This window comes from Pseudomonas fluorescens (genome assembly GCF_902497745.1).
GTDB classification, from domain to species: Bacteria; Pseudomonadota; Gammaproteobacteria; order Pseudomonadales; family Pseudomonadaceae; genus Aquipseudomonas; species Aquipseudomonas fluorescens_BM.
Map to the genome: position 1 here is coordinate 1 of NZ_CABVHJ010000028.1, position 16395 is coordinate 16395.

A 16395-nucleotide genomic window follows, 5' to 3' on the forward strand; every position below is an offset into this window, starting at 1 on the left:
TCCGAGCGATTCAAAACATCGCCCGAAGCCCGCGACGAGGCGATTGTCCTGACAGTCCAGGAACTGAACTGGCTACTCGACGGCTTCGACCTCTGGCGCAACCGCCCTCATCAGGTTTTGACACTTCGATACGTCGCCTGATTCGGTATAATCCGCGGCATGATTTCCATGCCCAAAGACCTTCCTGATGATCCTGTTTTGCTCAGGCAATTGCTTGAGCAAATGATCAGTGAGCGGGCGTCTGACAAAGGCAAGATTGTTCATCTTGAAGAAGAGAACGCGCTGTTGCGCCAAAGATTGTTCGGGCGTAAGTCCGAGCAAACGACTGATCCGGCAACGCCGCAGCTGGCGCTCTTCAATGAAGCAGAAAGTGTTGCAGAGCCTGTCGATGAAGCCTGCGAAGAAGAAGTTGTCGTGCCGACCAAACGTCGCGGCAAACGTAAGCCGCTGCCCACCGACCTGCCCCGAATCGAAGTCATCCATGAACTTCCCGAGCATGAGCTGACGTGTGCCTGCGGCTGCCGTAAACACGCCATCGGCGAGGAGGTCAGCGAACAGCTTGAAATCATCCCGATGCAGATCCGCGTGATCAAGCATGTACGCAAGGTCTATGGCTGCCGCGATTGTGAGTCGGCACCGGTGACGGCGGATAAACCCGCCCAACTGATTGAAAAAAGCATGGCCAGTCCGAGCGTGCTGGCCATGTTGCTGACGACCAAATACGTCGACGGTCTACCGCTTCACCGTTTCGAAAAGGTGCTGGGCCGTCATGGCATCGATATCCCGCGCCAGACCCTGGCCCGCTGGGTCATCCAGTGCGGTGAGCACTTTCAGCCGCTGCTCAATTTGATGCGCGATAGCCTGTTGGCCAGCCGCATCATCCACTGCGATGAAACGCGCGTGCAGGTGCTCAAAGAGCCGGATCGGGAGCCAAGCAGCCAGTCCTGGATGTGGGTGCAAACCGGTGGCCCGCCTGACAGGCCAGTGATCCTTTTTGACTATTCCACCAGCCGGGCGCAGGAGGTGCCGACGCGCCTGCTCGATGGCTATCGCGGCTACGTGATGACTGACGATTATGCCGGTTACAACGCGCTGGGCGCACAGGCCGGAGTTGAGCGTTTGGGCTGCTGGGCGCATGCTCGGCGCAAGTTTGTCGAAGCGCAAAAAGTGCAACCCAAGGGCAAGACGGGACGTGCGGATATCGCGCTGAACCTGATCAACAAGCTTTACGGCATCGAGCGCGACCTCAAGGATAACGTCGATGAAGATCGCAAGACCGGTCGCCATGAACGCAGCCTGCCGGTGCTGGCTCAGCTAAAAAGCTGGATGGAAAAGACGCGGCCGCAGGTCACGGCTCAGAATGCCTTGGGTAAAGCCGTCGGTTACCTGGCGAGCAACTGGAACAAACTTGAGCGGTATGTCGAGCAAGGCTACTTGCCGATCGACAACAATGCCGCCGAACGTGCGATCCGGCCCTTCGTCATCGGTAGAAAGAATTGGTTGTTCAGCGACACGCCCAAAGGCGCGACGGCCAGCGCTCAGCTTTACAGCCTGGTCGAGACGGCCAAAGCCAATGACCAAGAACCCTATGCGTGGCTGCGCCACGCACTGGAGCGTTTGCCACTGGCGTCCTCGGTTGAGGATTACGAAGCCCTGTTGCCGTGGAACTGCTCGCCGGTATCACCTGGCTGAGCGCTCACCCCATCCTGAAATCGGTGGGGTTTATGGAGCGCTTACGTTTAAATCGCCTTATATCGTGCGTGAAACTGCAAAGTGGAAGTGCTGTCCCCGCTGCGCACGAAATCATCCAGAAGTCAAAGAGCGACGCCGGAACACAATGAAATTAAAGGGTGGTGAATACCTGGAGGCGCTTCGTGAGAGAGGCCGAGCCATTGGTCTGGAGCTAGTGGATGCCGATTGGAAAACTGCGGCTCAACACGTCACTTATAGGTTCAAATGCATCCACACGAAAGCTGAAGTGAAACCCAGAAACTACAACAGCGTATTCTTGGGGTACAACGGTTGCGATTGCGATGAACACCGCCGACCACGAGTTTGACCCAGCGAACAATTTTGATTTGTATCGATCTCTTGTCCAGATTGAGGTGATTAAGTCACTTCATTTTCCGTTCTTCACGGCGAGATGATGTCGAAGAGCGGCGGACTGCCATCAACATCGCCATAAAGCTGATCTCGTCCCAGAGGTAGCTTCTCTCCGCCCATGACTTTATGTCGTTCTGAGCGTTTACAGTTCGTTACTCAAAAGCTTGATCGGGCACCGGTATACCATCGTTTACCTGGTCTAGAGATCGACATCGTCAAAGATGTTTCGGCCGCCCTCCTGTGCAGATGGCCGCATCAGATCGCTTCGGCCAACTGCAGGCTCTTCTCCCCGCTCCTGTGATACTTCGCTCACCCACTCCTCGACTCGGCGCCTTTGAGTTTCGACCACATCCTCCACCCTGGGCCATTCAGGGAAAGCCGCACGTATTCCCTCTAGCTGATCAATAAAATCAGAAAGGTGGTAATCAGGATCGTCCTCATAGCTATACATTTCCTGCTGAGACTGGCGAATCCTGTCTAGGTCAGGCAAGACATGCTTCTGTACATCGCTGTAGAAGTCTTCCCGCTCCTGGTCACTAAAGAACTCATGCATGTCCTGATCGTAGATGTACCCTAGGTCATCCTCATCGAACACAAAGCCGTGAATTTTGGTCGAGATCGCACCCCTTGCTGATTCCTCAAAAAGGCCTTGTCGAAGCAAGCGCAGTGCAAGGTCAGACGACATCGTGAATAGGTTTCTCGCAAAATCACGAACCAGGCTGGAGGCCAGTTCACCATCAGTTTTCGAGTACATGGCCAGAAATACGGCGTCAGTCCTGCGCAGCAGGAAAGAGTACAATCTGCCCCGCCTCATGCGCACCACTTCGGCCCCACAAGTGACGTACTGATAGCATCGTGTTGCGATCACTGCGAACATGCTCGACGGCAAAATCGTAGCATTCTGGATGCCCGCATCGCCGCACGTCACAAGTTCCATCAAGCGCTCAATGGGTGTGCCATCTACAAAAATCTGCAGGTGATCAGGACTCTGAGCGAGAATTAAAGCAAACGCATCGCCAATCGTTGGGTGCTTGAACCTCCAATAGCGTCCTTCAGCAGTATCTGCCACTTGTACAAAGCTTCCACGGAGGCTCTCAAGCGCTCGGATGCAACCGGCTTGATTACCACCCAACCGTTCAATTGTCTTCACCTCATCCCCTGAGAGGTTGACCGGGCTTTCGATTGCTCCGTGCTTCATGTAGAGCAAAGCCAATGCTGCTTGGCTTTCGTCATCCATGCCCTGCATTGTCTCAACGAGCCATCGCTCCTGCTTAGCGACAAACTCATCAATGCCTTTATGGTCAACCTTGAGCGCCTTGGTGAATTCAATGCTGCCCAAGCGCCGAGCTGTCTCAGGAGCGAACCGACTGTGAGCTGCCACCGCAGGAAGAAACTCCTTTAAAGCCGTCCGAACCCGCCGCGGTTGGTTGCCAAGCTTCACATGGTTGTAGAGGATTTCTGACTTTTCTCGTGGGGTCAGCTCTTTCACGTCGATGACCACCTGGCTTTCCTCGATCAAAGGAAATGCCGTTCTCTTGAGATCACGCCGTGCGCTGTTGTAGATGTAATCACGGCTAGTCAGGACTACCCGATGGCCCGCTCGGATCATCGTCGAGAGCGCTGGGAGTATCCGGTTCCATTCCATCACTAGGTCGGCTTCGTACTGCATCGCCCCAAAGGCGTCATCAACCCAGATGAACTGAGATGCTTCGTCCGTATTCCAGTGATCTCGAATTTGCTCGGGCTTTTCCAGCTTCAACACCCTACTTCCCCACTTATCCATCGCACACATCGCCATAAGTGAGGCAATCGTCGTCTTTCCTGCAGCGGGCTCTCCAACCAGGAGAACAAAACCATGCTGCTGAAGGGCCTGAAGTGCTTTGCGATAGGTGCCAGTCACCACAAGCTTTGAAAGCTCAGGAAGCTCCGTCAGTAGCGCCTTCGTCTGCTTGTACCGTCTCTCATCCAAGATCTGACTGAGGTCACCCAGACCATAGAGCCGAGGCACATTCATGCGCAGGTTACTGTTTAGCTGGATCTTCTCGCAGATCCATGTGGAGCCCAGCAGCAGAACGTGCTTGGCCCCTGCATCTTCAAATGCCTGCTTGATCTTGAGATGGCTCTCTCCAGTCCAGTCGCCGTTCGTCATCAGAACATAGACATCACACTGTCCCTTGGCGACGAGTCTGTGCACTTTTTCACGCTCACCAGACACATCTGACAGCGTCAGATTATGATCACGGCGCGATGTGAACTTGCACTGGAAAACAAACGCGCCTTCATACAGCTCATTTGGCTGAGGAGACCACGTCCCCTTGAACCCACCGTCGCGACCTCCATCATTTCCCTCTAGAAACGTCTCGACCGTCTGACCCAATACCGTAGAGGCTACAGCCATACATAACTGCTGAAAGCTATGCCAACCCAAGAGGTGAAGGTCGTATTTTGGGGTGCTCATTTGACGTTCGATCCTTGCAGCCACGTACCGATGCTGGACAAAGTGTCCATCATAACGAAATTGTCGAAATGCCGTGCACTGGAAATAGCAGTATTACTTTCTAACCTGGATTTTGGGGCCGATCTTTCGCTTCTATATTGGCATTATAGAAATATAATTCGCAACTCTGCTGATTCTTTTAACCTTCACTTGAAAGCAAGTACTGCCGCATACATTACAGGCGACAGCCCAGTGTATTTGATGGACCCATTCTTTCAGCATCGACGAGATACTAGGCAAAGCAATCCGGATCGCAAAAGCTAAAATATCATTAGTGAAAAAGTAACGCAGAGCTCAATCAGCCCTTCGGAATAATCAATTACTCATACCAAGCTTTCTACTAAACCACTGATAGGTTGAATAATCAAACTTACTTCCTAGAAGACTATCAATCCTCGCCTTTATAACCACATAGTCGTGCCGCGCACGATTACGATCATAACATTGACTATTACTTTCCACCTTAAGCGCCAAATCATGCAAAGCTGCCTCATTGAAAAGTTCGATATATTGAGGTATAGCCACTTGAAATCTCGAATCCGCTTGATCGTAACCACTGCTTGATGCGTAATACGTCGAGAGAATATTACAAAACCTCTCCTGCCACTCATCCGAATCAGACAGCCCCAATAGAGCATCTAATTGCTTAGGCGAAAATACAGGATCTTCAGTCTTAATCCATGCCTCAATATCTTGACCATGTTGCATAAGGTCGGCTTTAACAAACCACCCCACCGTCTTACCGACATCACTTTCCGTCACGCAATGCTCAACTTTCATACGTGCGGCTGCATTTAGCAACGGAAATATCTCCGCATTCCGAGATAAAAAATAGATCAGAAAATCTAATGGCTGACCACCGCTAGCTACATTACTAAAATAGTCAACATCGCCCCGTACCCAATCAGCAATGGAACCTTTATTTCTTGTGGCAATAACCTCTAAAGCTTGTAAATTGATTAGTCGATTTTTGTCACAATCTTCATTCTCGACTTTAAAAACAATTTTCCATAGCGAACGAAAAAGACTTCTTTCAACTGGAACTGTCGTCCGTTCAAGATAGCGACTCTCGACGTACCTCTTTACTTTCAGCGGACTATTTAAAACAAGCTTCGATTCTGCAATATCAGCAAGCAACTCCCCCATGATGTGCTGCGTGTAAAATGGCGACTTATTTAACAGCCCCTCCAAAACACATCTAAGCAATGATCTTACAGTGTCTTTTTGTGGTGAATGAAGCTCTCGCTCTCCATTTAAAATAGGGTGGGCAGATAGATGCCGCTGTTTCTGCAGGTAGCGTAAATTTTCATACTCAGCGGTATCGATCAAGTTGGTTTTCGAGTAAACATCATCAATGAGCTGCAACTCCCAAGCAGATGATTTCGAATCAGCTCGCTGAATCTCGCTCATATCACCGAGAATTTTCTTTGCAGAAGCATCTTCATACAAATCGATGAGGCTTTGCAATTTATAAACCACATCACAGACAGCCACAGACCAAAGCATAACCACGGCAGACCGATAATTACCATTGTAATAGGATGACAACACCTCCCGAAAATAATCTTTAGACTTACCATAGTGAATTAGATCGGCCGCCTTTTCCAAAGAAAAATCTTGCATAACCCTCACCTCCTGACACAATTAAAATTAGACACGACTTAAACACAAGGCAACGCCCTCGATTGTTATTTCGTTTTTTGATTTTCACCCCATGGTAGATCGACATTCTCTTTTAACTCTCCCGCCAAGCCCGTAGAGGTCTCAAAAGAAATTAACCCGTCCGTTAATTTTTTCAGTAGCAACTCGAGAGCTTTATTATTTTGCAAAAGAATTGCTAATGACTTAACTCGCTCGAGTTGCTTTGGCTCGGACTCCTGCCAAGAACATGTGAGGATACGCATGCCTTCTTGAGTGATGATTTTACTATCACGCCAAATGTTTTTCTCAATCTCCTCTGTCGTCACTTGTATATCCATCAACTTCAAGAGAGCAGAAACATCAACACCCATTTTCTCCATAACACATTGATTAACAACGCTCCGCCAACTAAACCCTCCTTGCCACCATTCCACCTCCGAGCACAAACACTCTATCAGAGCCTCGGACAACTCATTAGCCATTTGCTTTAACGCTACATCATTCTTCAAAGATCCGACATCTTCTCTAACGGTAACATCGAGATTACACAACAAAATCTCAGTTAGAGCCTCGACATAGGACGCGAAATCTTTGAATGCTAGTTCTTTTTCAGAAAAAGCATCATAGGTGTTAGCAGAGTCTCTTGCCGCCATATATTTTATCCGTGACTCGTGCATTTCCGCCAACAAAACGCCCCACACATCACTTGATCCAATCAAAAATTGGACACCTAAGTTTACCCTTACCCCCTCAGAGCTAGCCCCTCGATACCTTAGCCAATTTCGATAGATATTTTCACGCTGTGCCTTAAGCTCCTTCACCTCCCGCCTAAAATAACCGCCGCCTAAAAATTCGTGATAACTTTTAATTACTTTATAGAAATGAAAGTATTTTTTGCCACCCTGCCCTTCCTCATGCGCCACGCATAAAAAATCTCCAAGCCCAACAACATCTATTATTTTAATACTTTGAAATACTTCGCTACCCACTCAAGCCCCCTTCAAATCACGACACATGTCACATGTAAGAAATTGCCGCTGTCTAGCAGCTTCATCATCACATCCCCCACCCTCAAAAAATTGAGAGCCACTAATTACACTCTGCACAGACTTGCAAACCAAGAATCGTCGAAACTCATAACTCCGACTGAAAACTTATACCTGCATTAATACTTCCCCACGTTGACGCAAATAGAGACACAACATAAATCAATCGATAAAAGTGCATATCTAGTTCATCACCACGTCACATATTGGTTACGACTCTGACATCTGAACCAGATACATTCTTAATGTAGGAATAACTGGTGCCGAGAACTGCAAGCTGATCAGCGGAGATCTTAGCTGCTGAAATGGCAGGCTGTACGATCACAAATCTGAAAATCATCTCGTGGTCGTGGCACTTGTTGCGAAGCAGCTCCAAATCTATTGGGTCACCCTTGAGGATTCTGTCGAACCCTTTCGGCAACGATTGCTGGTACCGCCCCATCAATCGATTGAAAAATTTTTCCTCGGTGTGCAGCCATTTCACCGATCGTGATGCCTGACCGCAGACCTCGTAAACATCGGAGACACGAGCACCAGGCCGATCTTTTTGGGGGCAATACTTGCAGTGGTAAAGGTCGACAAAGATTGCGTCCTTGCTCTCTTTGATTGCCACCAGATCCGCAATCTCACCAGCGCCATCATCGTTGAAAATGAATGCATAGTCGTCCTCAATACGGCTGTAGGTGAACCCTTGGACGGTGTCCATGTTACGGGTAGCCCTCATCGACTCGCTGTGGATCTGGGTGGTTCCCCAGTTCCAAGCCTCAATCAGCGCTATGGGAAGCTTCAAGTCCAAGCTATTGGGTGTGTAGAACCGGTAATTGCCCTCGATCATCGAACCGTCCACGGCTAGCAGGACCAAAGGGTTCATATCCAGGTACTGCTCGAACGAGCTCTCTTCGGCGAAAATGATCTTGACCCCAGGGCAGGAGACTTTGTAGCTGTCGTTCAGTAACCGTATCGTGATGTCAGGCAACAGACGCTCCGTGCCATCTACTGCAATGGCGATGAGGGGCACTTCTAGTGTCAGGTCATCGCTTCGCCGAGGTTTGCCAAGCTCGACATCAAGCAGGTTGAAAATCTCACCGTTGAACGCTAGCGAAATTTTCTGCTCGTTTTCGATCGCAATGGACTCTGGCCAATCAGCATAGAAAAGTCCCGTTGGCCAAGCCCCTTCGATCTTCTCCGAGCGAATCACATCCTTGAGCACTTCAGAAGGGTTGATCGAGGCATCGTTGAGTTTTTGCGAGGCACGTTTGCACCACTCAATCCAGTAAATGATGCTGGAAGAGTTCATCTCCCAGATCTTCCCTTTGTGAGAGCAGCCAACGGTGGTGCGCTGTCCATCTTCATAGCCCGTTGCGAAGATGTTGGACTTTTTCGCCGTGCCGTTCTCGATTTCACTGATGACGGTATTGATGTCCCGCCCGACGTGCATCGTGAATCTCAGATCCTTGCGTGTCCTGGACAGCCCCACGTTCTGCAGCTTCATGAGCTTGATGTCGTGCAGGGTTCGGAAGGTAGGCTCACCGTTGATTCGCCTGGCATCCTTTGCAATCAAATTCAAAAAACGCGTCGCTTGCGACTCATCACCAGAGGAGTGAATGAAGAGCGTCTTGTCGGGCGCGTGGTAGTACGCCAGGTACAGAATCCAGTTCGTGTCCACAATCGCCGAGGTCTGAGCCCATCCGACAGGTGTTTCTCGTCGGGTCACCATGATGATGGTGTCTGAATCGTCGTTGATAGAAAGGAACTGCAGCGGTTCTTTCTTCTGGGAGAAGTGATTCGCTTTTTCTGGCCGCCAATGGTCGCGCTCCACATGGTAGGCGATCGCACTGATCTTGGGGTTTGGGTTCAACCCGAAGATCTCCTCGGAGTCGGCATCATCCGGGAACTGTTCAGTGAACGTCTCTTTTTCGATTTCGCGGGCGATCTTGTCTTGGCTCACATCTCGAATCACAGCGCTCCAGTCGGCACTTTCCTTGTAAAGCACTGCCATCTGGTAATCGACTTTCTGGTTGGCAATGTTTGAGACGAATTTGGCGTCGCCTAGCGTGTCATCAACCCGGGTTAGCCGACCGATGAACTGTAGCGTGACGGCCGGACTGCGATGCTGGTCGTGAATAGCCGCGATTTTCAGCTCTGGCAGGTCGAAGCCTTCGCCCAGCATGTCCACGCATACGATGATCTTGTATTTCTTCTCGACAATTTCACCCAGCAGCTTGACCCGATTCGGCACCTTGCTGTGGATGAGAATGGGTGAGAGGTCTTCATGCTTTTTGTAGAGTTCAAACAGGGCTTCAGCACGTTTTTGCGATCGTGCGCGTACCATCAGTAGGTGGTTAAAGCCTTGCTCTCGATCGCCTCGCAACAACTCTACCGCCTTATCAGCAACCATTTGGTCAGCCAACTCGAGGTTGTATTCGCGCACTGGGTGAAATTCGATCGACTTGAAGTAGCCATCGATCTGCGCATCCTTCAACGGGTAGTTGTAGATAATCTTGCCTTCAAGGGGCTGATTGTCCTCCCTGAAAGGCGTAGCAGTGAACTGCAGGCATGGCTTCTCTTTAAACGCGTTTTTCACCCGCCCCCATGTCATGGCGGCCACATGATGGGTTTCATCGATGATCAGGTGGCTGCAGAGCTCAGCCAAGGCTCGGAGGGACTCTGTGTCGAATCGCTGCAATGCTTGCGGGGTAGCGACAATTACATTCGCCTCGGCAAGCTGTTGGACATCTTCAGCCGACATTCCTGAGCCGACCGCCCTAACCACAGGGTTAAGTGCTGTGGCAGAAATAGCACCGATCTCCCGAAGTTTTTTCAGCCCGAGGCATTTTTCGACAAGCTGGGAGCGCAAGGCATCTGACGGGACGAGCACCAATGTCCTTGCCAACCGCCCTGCGATAAGCAGACCAAGCATGGTATCGGTCTTGCCGGTACCCGTTGGCATCACGATCGTTGCCGTCGTGGCCGGAGACACCACCAGGTGGCCCAGTGAAGCGTATAGGGCGGCAAGCTGAGGCTTACGCAAGCCGGGCGTATTGGTATCCCGGACTGCTAGGTTGAAGTTGAAGAGGTGTTGCTGCCAGCTTTGATATACGTCTAAGTACTTCCCTGTAGCATCGACCATTGCGTTCACCAATTGAATGTGAAAATCAGCGCTGATTATTCAATGGCCACATGCTATCAGTGAACATCATTTCAGGTGTACCCCGAAAAGCAGTGCTCAAACGCGCCACGCCCTCTACCTCCACCAACCGACGATCGATGCCAAACAGTCCAATCTGAGATGAAGGTACACTGAAAGCCATCCGAATCCATCTTGGTCTATGGAAGAAATCGCCATTCGCGATCACTCGCAAAACTGATGCAATTGAGGGCAAAATTGGGGCATATTTGATATTTTTCTGCCTTAAAATACCGTCCTAGAGCCAAGTCAAAATGTTTTTTGGCGACCCTGAGAGTCTTTAGACGTCGTCTGGCAGGCTGTTCGGCTGATCATTTCTGCCTTTCCACAAACCATGGAGCTCCATTCACTTCCGGTAGATTGCTACATTGGGGGCACATCTGAGGGCATGCTTTGGATGGTTTGAAAAGGATGCCCCCAGCCTAAGGTCCAACAGTCTCCCTCATCGAAAACTCACCCGTTGTCAATGAGATCAGCAATGTTCACAGCGAGGTTCCCTATCATTTGCGATCCGGAGGATAGCGAAACAATGGCTGAGGTCGAGTCTCGGATTCCCCGTCCTAGAACCTTCATTACGTTATTTCCAGCGTTACGCGTTGGCGTTGAGTATCAGCTTTTCATCAGTTGTTCCAGCCCTACACCTTCTTGAGGTAACCAGTACCCCTCCTCCCAGAGCTCAGTGATCTGCCCAGAGAAATCCGGCAACCAAGATTTCACTAAATGTCGGTGTTCAGCGTTCAGTGACACAGAATCCCGGCGCCGCCCCACTTCTAGCAATAGGCGGTAAAAGCCAATGCTCGGCGTCAATTGAAGTCGATGCAAACGATTGAATTTCAAGGGAATATTCAGACCTTCAGGATCGATGTCACCGAAGTATTCTGCACTTTGGGCATCTCGCTCTCTCATGACCTCCAGCAAAGCCAGACCGGACGCGCAAATCGTATTTCCACCACCATAGACGATGGCGCTGTAGCGCTTGGCCTGCTCGTTCCACTCTCCCAGGCTCCAGAACGTGTGGTGGTTTTCGACCACGAGCACAGGTGCTCCAACGGCGTCTGAAGGTCGGTAAGCAAGCGGGTGCTCAACCCGCATCGCTCCAATGACACTTAAGGGCATGCGACCACCAAAGAGCGCTCCATTGCGCACCCGGGCGTCGAGAAATTTCTCATCCCCGAAAATTTCCAGCGACCGCTCACGCAACGGCACCTGCAGGAATCGACCGCGGCGCTTGATCAGCCACTCGTTGACCATAAAAGCTGTTGCTTGCTCGCTCAGTGACAGGCTAGGCCAGAACCCAATCTCCGGCAGCCATGAAACGCTGTTGTAGTCGAATGTCGACTTCTGCTTTTCTTCTCGCAACAAGGTAATGGCCTTGGGCATTGGAGGGTGGCCAAGCTTTTCGAAGCCCCTCGCGCCGGGTAATTTCAGCAAACCCTCAGACTCTCCTAGCCGCAACGCTTCGAGCAACTGAGCATCCCGGTTCGGCGTCTCGACCTGCTCCGGATAAGCTGCAAGCCAGAGGGTTCTGAGCGTCGGTAGCGTCACGCGCTTCCCTGCTTCCAGCCCAAGCGTTTTCAAAAATGCAGCGCTCATGGTTATACCGCCGCCTCAGCAAAGGTCGCCCTGGCCATCTCGATATGCGTGCGTTTTGTCTTGCTATTAACGCCGGCCTTACGAAGCCGGATGATCCGCCTGAACCCTTCGAGGATGTTGGCATCCGCATTGGCGGTAAAGCAGATCAGCTGGATACCGAGGCTGGTTGCCAGCTTTCTCTGCGCATCGATGAGGGCTCTGGTCTGGACGTTTGCGAAGGGGTTGTCCAGAAGCAAGGGCCCGCCACCGCCGCGTTTTGCTTGTGTCTGTGTGCTCACACGCATATGACTGACCAGCATGTAGAGGAACGTCGCGATGACAGTCCCTTGGCCACCTGACTTCTTCATGGCATTCACAGGCTGATACTGAAAATCGATGTTCTGCTCCATTTTCAGCATGTGCAGCCCAAACGACTTCTCGTTCGTAAAGCGCAACAGGCACTGCGTGATGATGTCCGCCCCACTGCTTGGGACGACGCCATCCTCGATCTGACTGTTCAGATAGTGGCGGATTTCGAGCTTGCGCTGCTCCGAGCTCTTCGCAGAAAGGTTGGCCGACATCTTCAGGATTTCTTTGCCACCCACATAAGGCGTTCCGGCGGGCATGGTGATTCCTGAGGCATATTTGACCAAAGAGCTCGCCGACGTCGCCTGGTTGTAGACCTCATTCACGCAGCTCTCGAAGTCAGGAATCATTTCGTTCAGCTGATCCATGACCGAAGCAATCCGGTCATGGATCATTTCAGCCAAGCGATCATGGTCGGTACATGCTTTGTCAAAATCGTCCTGACTGATGTGCATCGAGACCTCAGGCTCTACGGCAATGAAATCGCTGTGCGTGGCGACCCTAACCAAGTCTCGATGCGCCCTGCTTGTCTCGATACTGCAGTTTTTCACTGCTGCATCTCGCGCGGTTCGCATTTCTACCAAAGCGGTTACGCGCCGTTGGATATCTCCGTCCAGCGGGATCAGTTTGGGTTCGGCATTGGTAGCAGGGAATGCCGACGCTACAAAATTGACCTGGACGACCAGGGCATCCTTGCGCTTCTCATCGGCGGCGCTGTCGATACGTTGTTGAGTGATTTGCCGGCGAAGAGTTTCGGCCTCAGCGCCTCGCGCCACCGCAGCAGCCAACTCACGCTCCAAGGCATTGGAGACTTCCTCATCACCGAGTCTGCGCATGTCTTCTGAAGGCTCTTCAGGGGCGTGCTCGCGGATGAAACTGTTCAACACTGAGCCCGTTACAGCTGCGTCATGAACCGCTCTCTCCTTCTCGCCATCAAGCCGTGTGTTCAGCTTTTTCTGCGAGTCGATTTCTGCTCCGATGTCGATCTCACTCAGGGCGAGCTCCGTGATGAACGCGTCGTCAAGACGGCCATACTCCTTGAGGAATAGCGCTGCCAATTGAGTAGATCGGTCGCGCTGGTCTCTCAGTTGGTAACTGACGACGCCGAGCTTATGGTTTTCCTCCGCGGTCAGCATCCTCATGGCGTTTGAATACAGCGTCCGAATGACGCTGAGGTCATATCCCGTTTCTTGTAGACAGCCCTCGGCGTCGAAATCGGCGTCATACCGCGTAACTTGCCCAAACTCACGCTGTAGCTCGGAGACAGTAGCGGCAACGTCAACCAGATCCAGGCGAACCTCTTCCAATCTCAGTGAGTGAACGCCTTCATCCTCCCGAAGCTCATCCAGCAACGCGGTGATTTGATTCATCTCTCGGTTGATTTCTAGCAGTTCTCGACGCCCCGCTTCAACCTGGGGTTCCCAGCTGGCCGCGTAATCAGACAGACGCTTGAGGCCGTTCTCGTGGGCCTGAATCTGAGCCGGGAGCGCTTCGATACGCGCACTCAGCGCTTCAAGCTCATGAGTCAAGCGGTCAGTGAGCTCAATCAGCGCAGTCCGCTTCGCCGTCGCAGACTCGATTTCTTCTTGGCGTTGCTCAACTTCCAATTCGATCTGTTGAATAGCCTCGCGCGTGTAATCGCGCTGAAAGCGTTGAAGGGAGGCAAGCGCCGACTGAGCTTGCCTCTCCCGGGCAGAGAAAGCGTCATGCTCGACGTGGGTCTGCTCGATCAGGGCCTGGCAATCTACCAACAACTGGGCGGCAGCGGCCTTATTGAAAAGCGAGTCCTTTTCTGGCCCGAAGACGCAACGATCTTCAGAAGCAGGTTCGGCATCCAGGCTCGCCACTGCCAGCGTCACAGGCAGGGAGAGGGGCAGCTGCAGGGACTGTCCGACTTGAATCGCTTTGTTCCACTCTTCCTTCGCGACATTGACACCGAGAAACCGCGCCGGATCTGACAAGACGAGCGCCCTCGCCTCCTCAGCGTCGGTTCGCAGATCAGCGACATAGGTGTTGGTTGCCCTGGCAGAGCGTATGCCAGCCGAGTTGAGCGCACGTACTACCCTATCAACGTCATCACTGCGCCCGGCCAAGCCGGTCTGTTCGATCGACTCCTGCTGTTCGTGCAGCTGTTTGAGGCGGATGACGCAGTTAGAGAGTTCGCTTCGGGTCGACTCGATAAACTGCTGAACATGAGTGACCAGTGCGGACGAGTGAGGATCACATTGACCGTCGACCAACAAGGTCAAAACAGGGTCATTGTGCAAGTTCTCAACGTTACGATCATATTCGTTCAGGCGCTGCTTCAACGTAGTCAATGCATGTTGCGCATGAGTGATGTCTTGCTGGGCCGAAGAGGTTTGCGCTTGCGCATCATCTAAACATGCTTTTTTCACCAGCCGCTGCTCACGCAACTCATCGAGCGTGGATTCAAGCTCGGTGATGACTGTCCTCAGACGCGTAATCGCTGAGCTCACGTCGATATCGGTTGGCAGCAGCCAGCCATTTTCGATCAACCCGTCCAGTATCTGGTTCGCTGCCCGAATACGCTCTTCAATCTTCCCCTTCGTGCCACTGAGCTCAGCCACCCTGCTGCTGCACTGGTTTCGCTGTTGAGCGATGCGCAAGAGGCCCGCTTTCAGTTCTGTCTCCTGCGCAAGCATTGAAGAGCGTGTTTGCTGGTACCTGTCAGTGTGCTGTTGAATCAGGAAACGAAGCATGGCGCCGTTCTGAGAGGCCTCGTTCTCAAAAGGCCTCAGTTCTTCCTTGAGCGCAGCTGTTTGACTTTCCAGCTCGGCAATCACCTTCTCCACGTTGAAGATGTCTCGCTTGACCAGCGCACCGTTGAGGCAGTCAAGCCGCACCAATCCAGCTTTGAATGTCTGCTGCAATTCATCGGTACGCTGCTTGGCGGCCTGATCTTCACGAGACAGCTTGAGCCTCTGCAGCGAGAAGTGATTACGCTTGGCAAAAGCCGCCTCGTCATCTGCTTTGCTTGCGAGTTGCTCAAGCTGGTCGACTGCATTGTTCGCCTTCGTCAACCGCACATCCAGGGCACTTATCTGATCACGCATCGTGAATACGATGTCAGCCGCATCCTGCTCCACGGCCAACAGAGCGGCCTTGGCTCCAAGGAAGGCAGCTGCGCTTTCTCCGAAGGGTGTCATGGCCTGCTGAAGGCGCTGCAGTTCGTACAAGCGGGCTTCATACTTTGGCTTTGACTTAAGCCTATCCATCGTCTGGACGACCATGTCTCTGAGCGCGCTGGTGTGCTCTTGATTCATCGACAAATTCAACAGTTTCGTAACGAGGTCGCTTTCGGAGCTGAAAGACAGAAAACCCTCTTCGCTTCCCCCTTCACGGCTGTTAAAGGACAGCTGCATGCTCAGCAGTTCAACGTCGATCAGTCGGCGCTGCTCCAGGTGCGAAACCCACTCTCCCTGGTTGTGGGTGAGGTAGAAGTCGCCCTGGCTCTCCAGCCGAGCGTTTTGATGTGCCCAATTCAAGAAGGCCTGCATCGACTGAACCGGCGCGAGGGAAAGGCCCGGAACCGGCAAGTCTTCCCATGCCAGGCCAGAGCTGGCTTCAAAAGCAAAAAAACGGCGATCAACCTCTGACGCCCGGTCTGCGGCCTCCTTCACTTGAACTGCCTGACCGATGACCACTCGGTAAGACTGCCCGTTAGCGCTACGTGGAGGCATCACCCATTCAATGGCGATGAAGGATGGCCTGACATCGCGGGAGAAGTAATCCCTGAAACTGTGGGATTTGGACTGCAGATGCTGCAACCAGCGCTCCTGCTTGGGCTCAAAGCAGCTGAAAATGTAAGAGAGCAGTGAGGTTTTGCCCCCAGCATTCTCAAGGTTCATGCAACTGTCGATCGGCTCGCCTGTTGCAGGGTCACACAGGTCGAACGTCATCTCCTCATACCAGCTGGTGGGGGATCCGAACCGGTCTACGTAGATCCTTGAAATGCGCATAGG

7 protein-coding genes are annotated in these 16395 nt (G+C 52.0%); 1 reads left to right on the forward strand and 6 read right to left on the reverse strand.

The genetic code is table 11. From position 1 onward, the window contains the following. The first annotated feature begins 159 nt into the window (after positions 1–159). Entirely contained in the window at positions 160–1692 is a 1533-nt protein-coding gene (tnpC, locus tag F8N44_RS28900) for an IS66 family transposase (protein WP_150652718.1), read from the forward strand. A 610-nt stretch (positions 1693–2302) separates the two neighbouring features. Here the strand turns inward: tnpC and F8N44_RS28905 are convergent. From F8N44_RS28905 to F8N44_RS28930, 6 genes are all read right to left on the reverse strand, one after another. Next, complete coding sequence (locus F8N44_RS28905) at positions 2303–4561, reverse strand: hypothetical protein (RefSeq protein ID WP_150652719.1); 2259 nt, start codon at positions 4559–4561, stop codon at positions 2303–2305. Positions 4562–4915: 354 nt separating this feature from the next. Then, positions 4916–6223: a hypothetical protein gene (locus F8N44_RS28910; protein ID WP_150652720.1), complete on the reverse strand. Its 1308-nt coding sequence runs from the start codon at positions 6221–6223 to the stop codon at positions 4916–4918. 65 nt (positions 6224–6288) lie between these two features. Next, the gene (locus tag F8N44_RS28915) at positions 6289–7230 is read right to left on the reverse strand and encodes a hypothetical protein (RefSeq protein WP_150652721.1); all 942 of its coding nucleotides are present in this window, start codon (positions 7228–7230) and stop codon (positions 6289–6291) included. A gap of 256 nt (positions 7231–7486) precedes the next feature. Beyond that, positions 7487–10417, reverse strand: coding sequence for a DEAD/DEAH box helicase (locus tag F8N44_RS28920; protein ID WP_150652722.1), 2931 nt, complete (start codon positions 10415–10417; stop codon positions 7487–7489). A 666-nt stretch (positions 10418–11083) separates the two neighbouring features. Next, positions 11084–12067, reverse strand: a complete 984-nt coding sequence (locus F8N44_RS28925; protein WP_224794829.1) for a Wadjet anti-phage system protein JetD domain-containing protein — start codon at positions 12065–12067, stop codon at positions 11084–11086. A 2-nt stretch (positions 12068–12069) separates the two neighbouring features. Further along, positions 12070–16332: a hypothetical protein gene (locus tag F8N44_RS28930; protein ID WP_150652723.1), complete on the reverse strand. Its 4263-nt coding sequence runs from the start codon at positions 16330–16332 to the stop codon at positions 12070–12072. Positions 16333–16395 lie beyond the last annotated feature (63 nt).

What these genes read in the sequence shown, in the direction of transcription:
- F8N44_RS28910 (WP_150652720.1), bottom strand. Translation starts at nt 6,223, where the DNA reads ATGCAAGATTTTTCTTTGGAAAAGGCGGCCGATCTAATTCACTATGGT.
- F8N44_RS28905 (WP_150652719.1), bottom strand. Translation starts at nt 4,561, where the DNA reads ATGAGCACCCCAAAATACGACCTTCACCTCTTGGGTTGGCATAGCTTT.
- F8N44_RS28920 (WP_150652722.1), bottom strand. Translation starts at nt 10,417, where the DNA reads ATGGTCGATGCTACAGGGAAGTACTTAGACGTATATCAAAGCTGGCAG.
- tnpC (WP_150652718.1), top strand. Translation starts at nt 160, where the DNA reads ATGATTTCCATGCCCAAAGACCTTCCTGATGATCCTGTTTTGCTCAGG.
- F8N44_RS28930 (WP_150652723.1), bottom strand. Translation starts at nt 16,332, where the DNA reads ATGACGTTCGACCTGTGTGACCCTGCAACAGGCGAGCCGATCGACAGT.
- F8N44_RS28925 (WP_224794829.1), bottom strand. Translation starts at nt 12,067, where the DNA reads ATGAGCGCTGCATTTTTGAAAACGCTTGGGCTGGAAGCAGGGAAGCGC.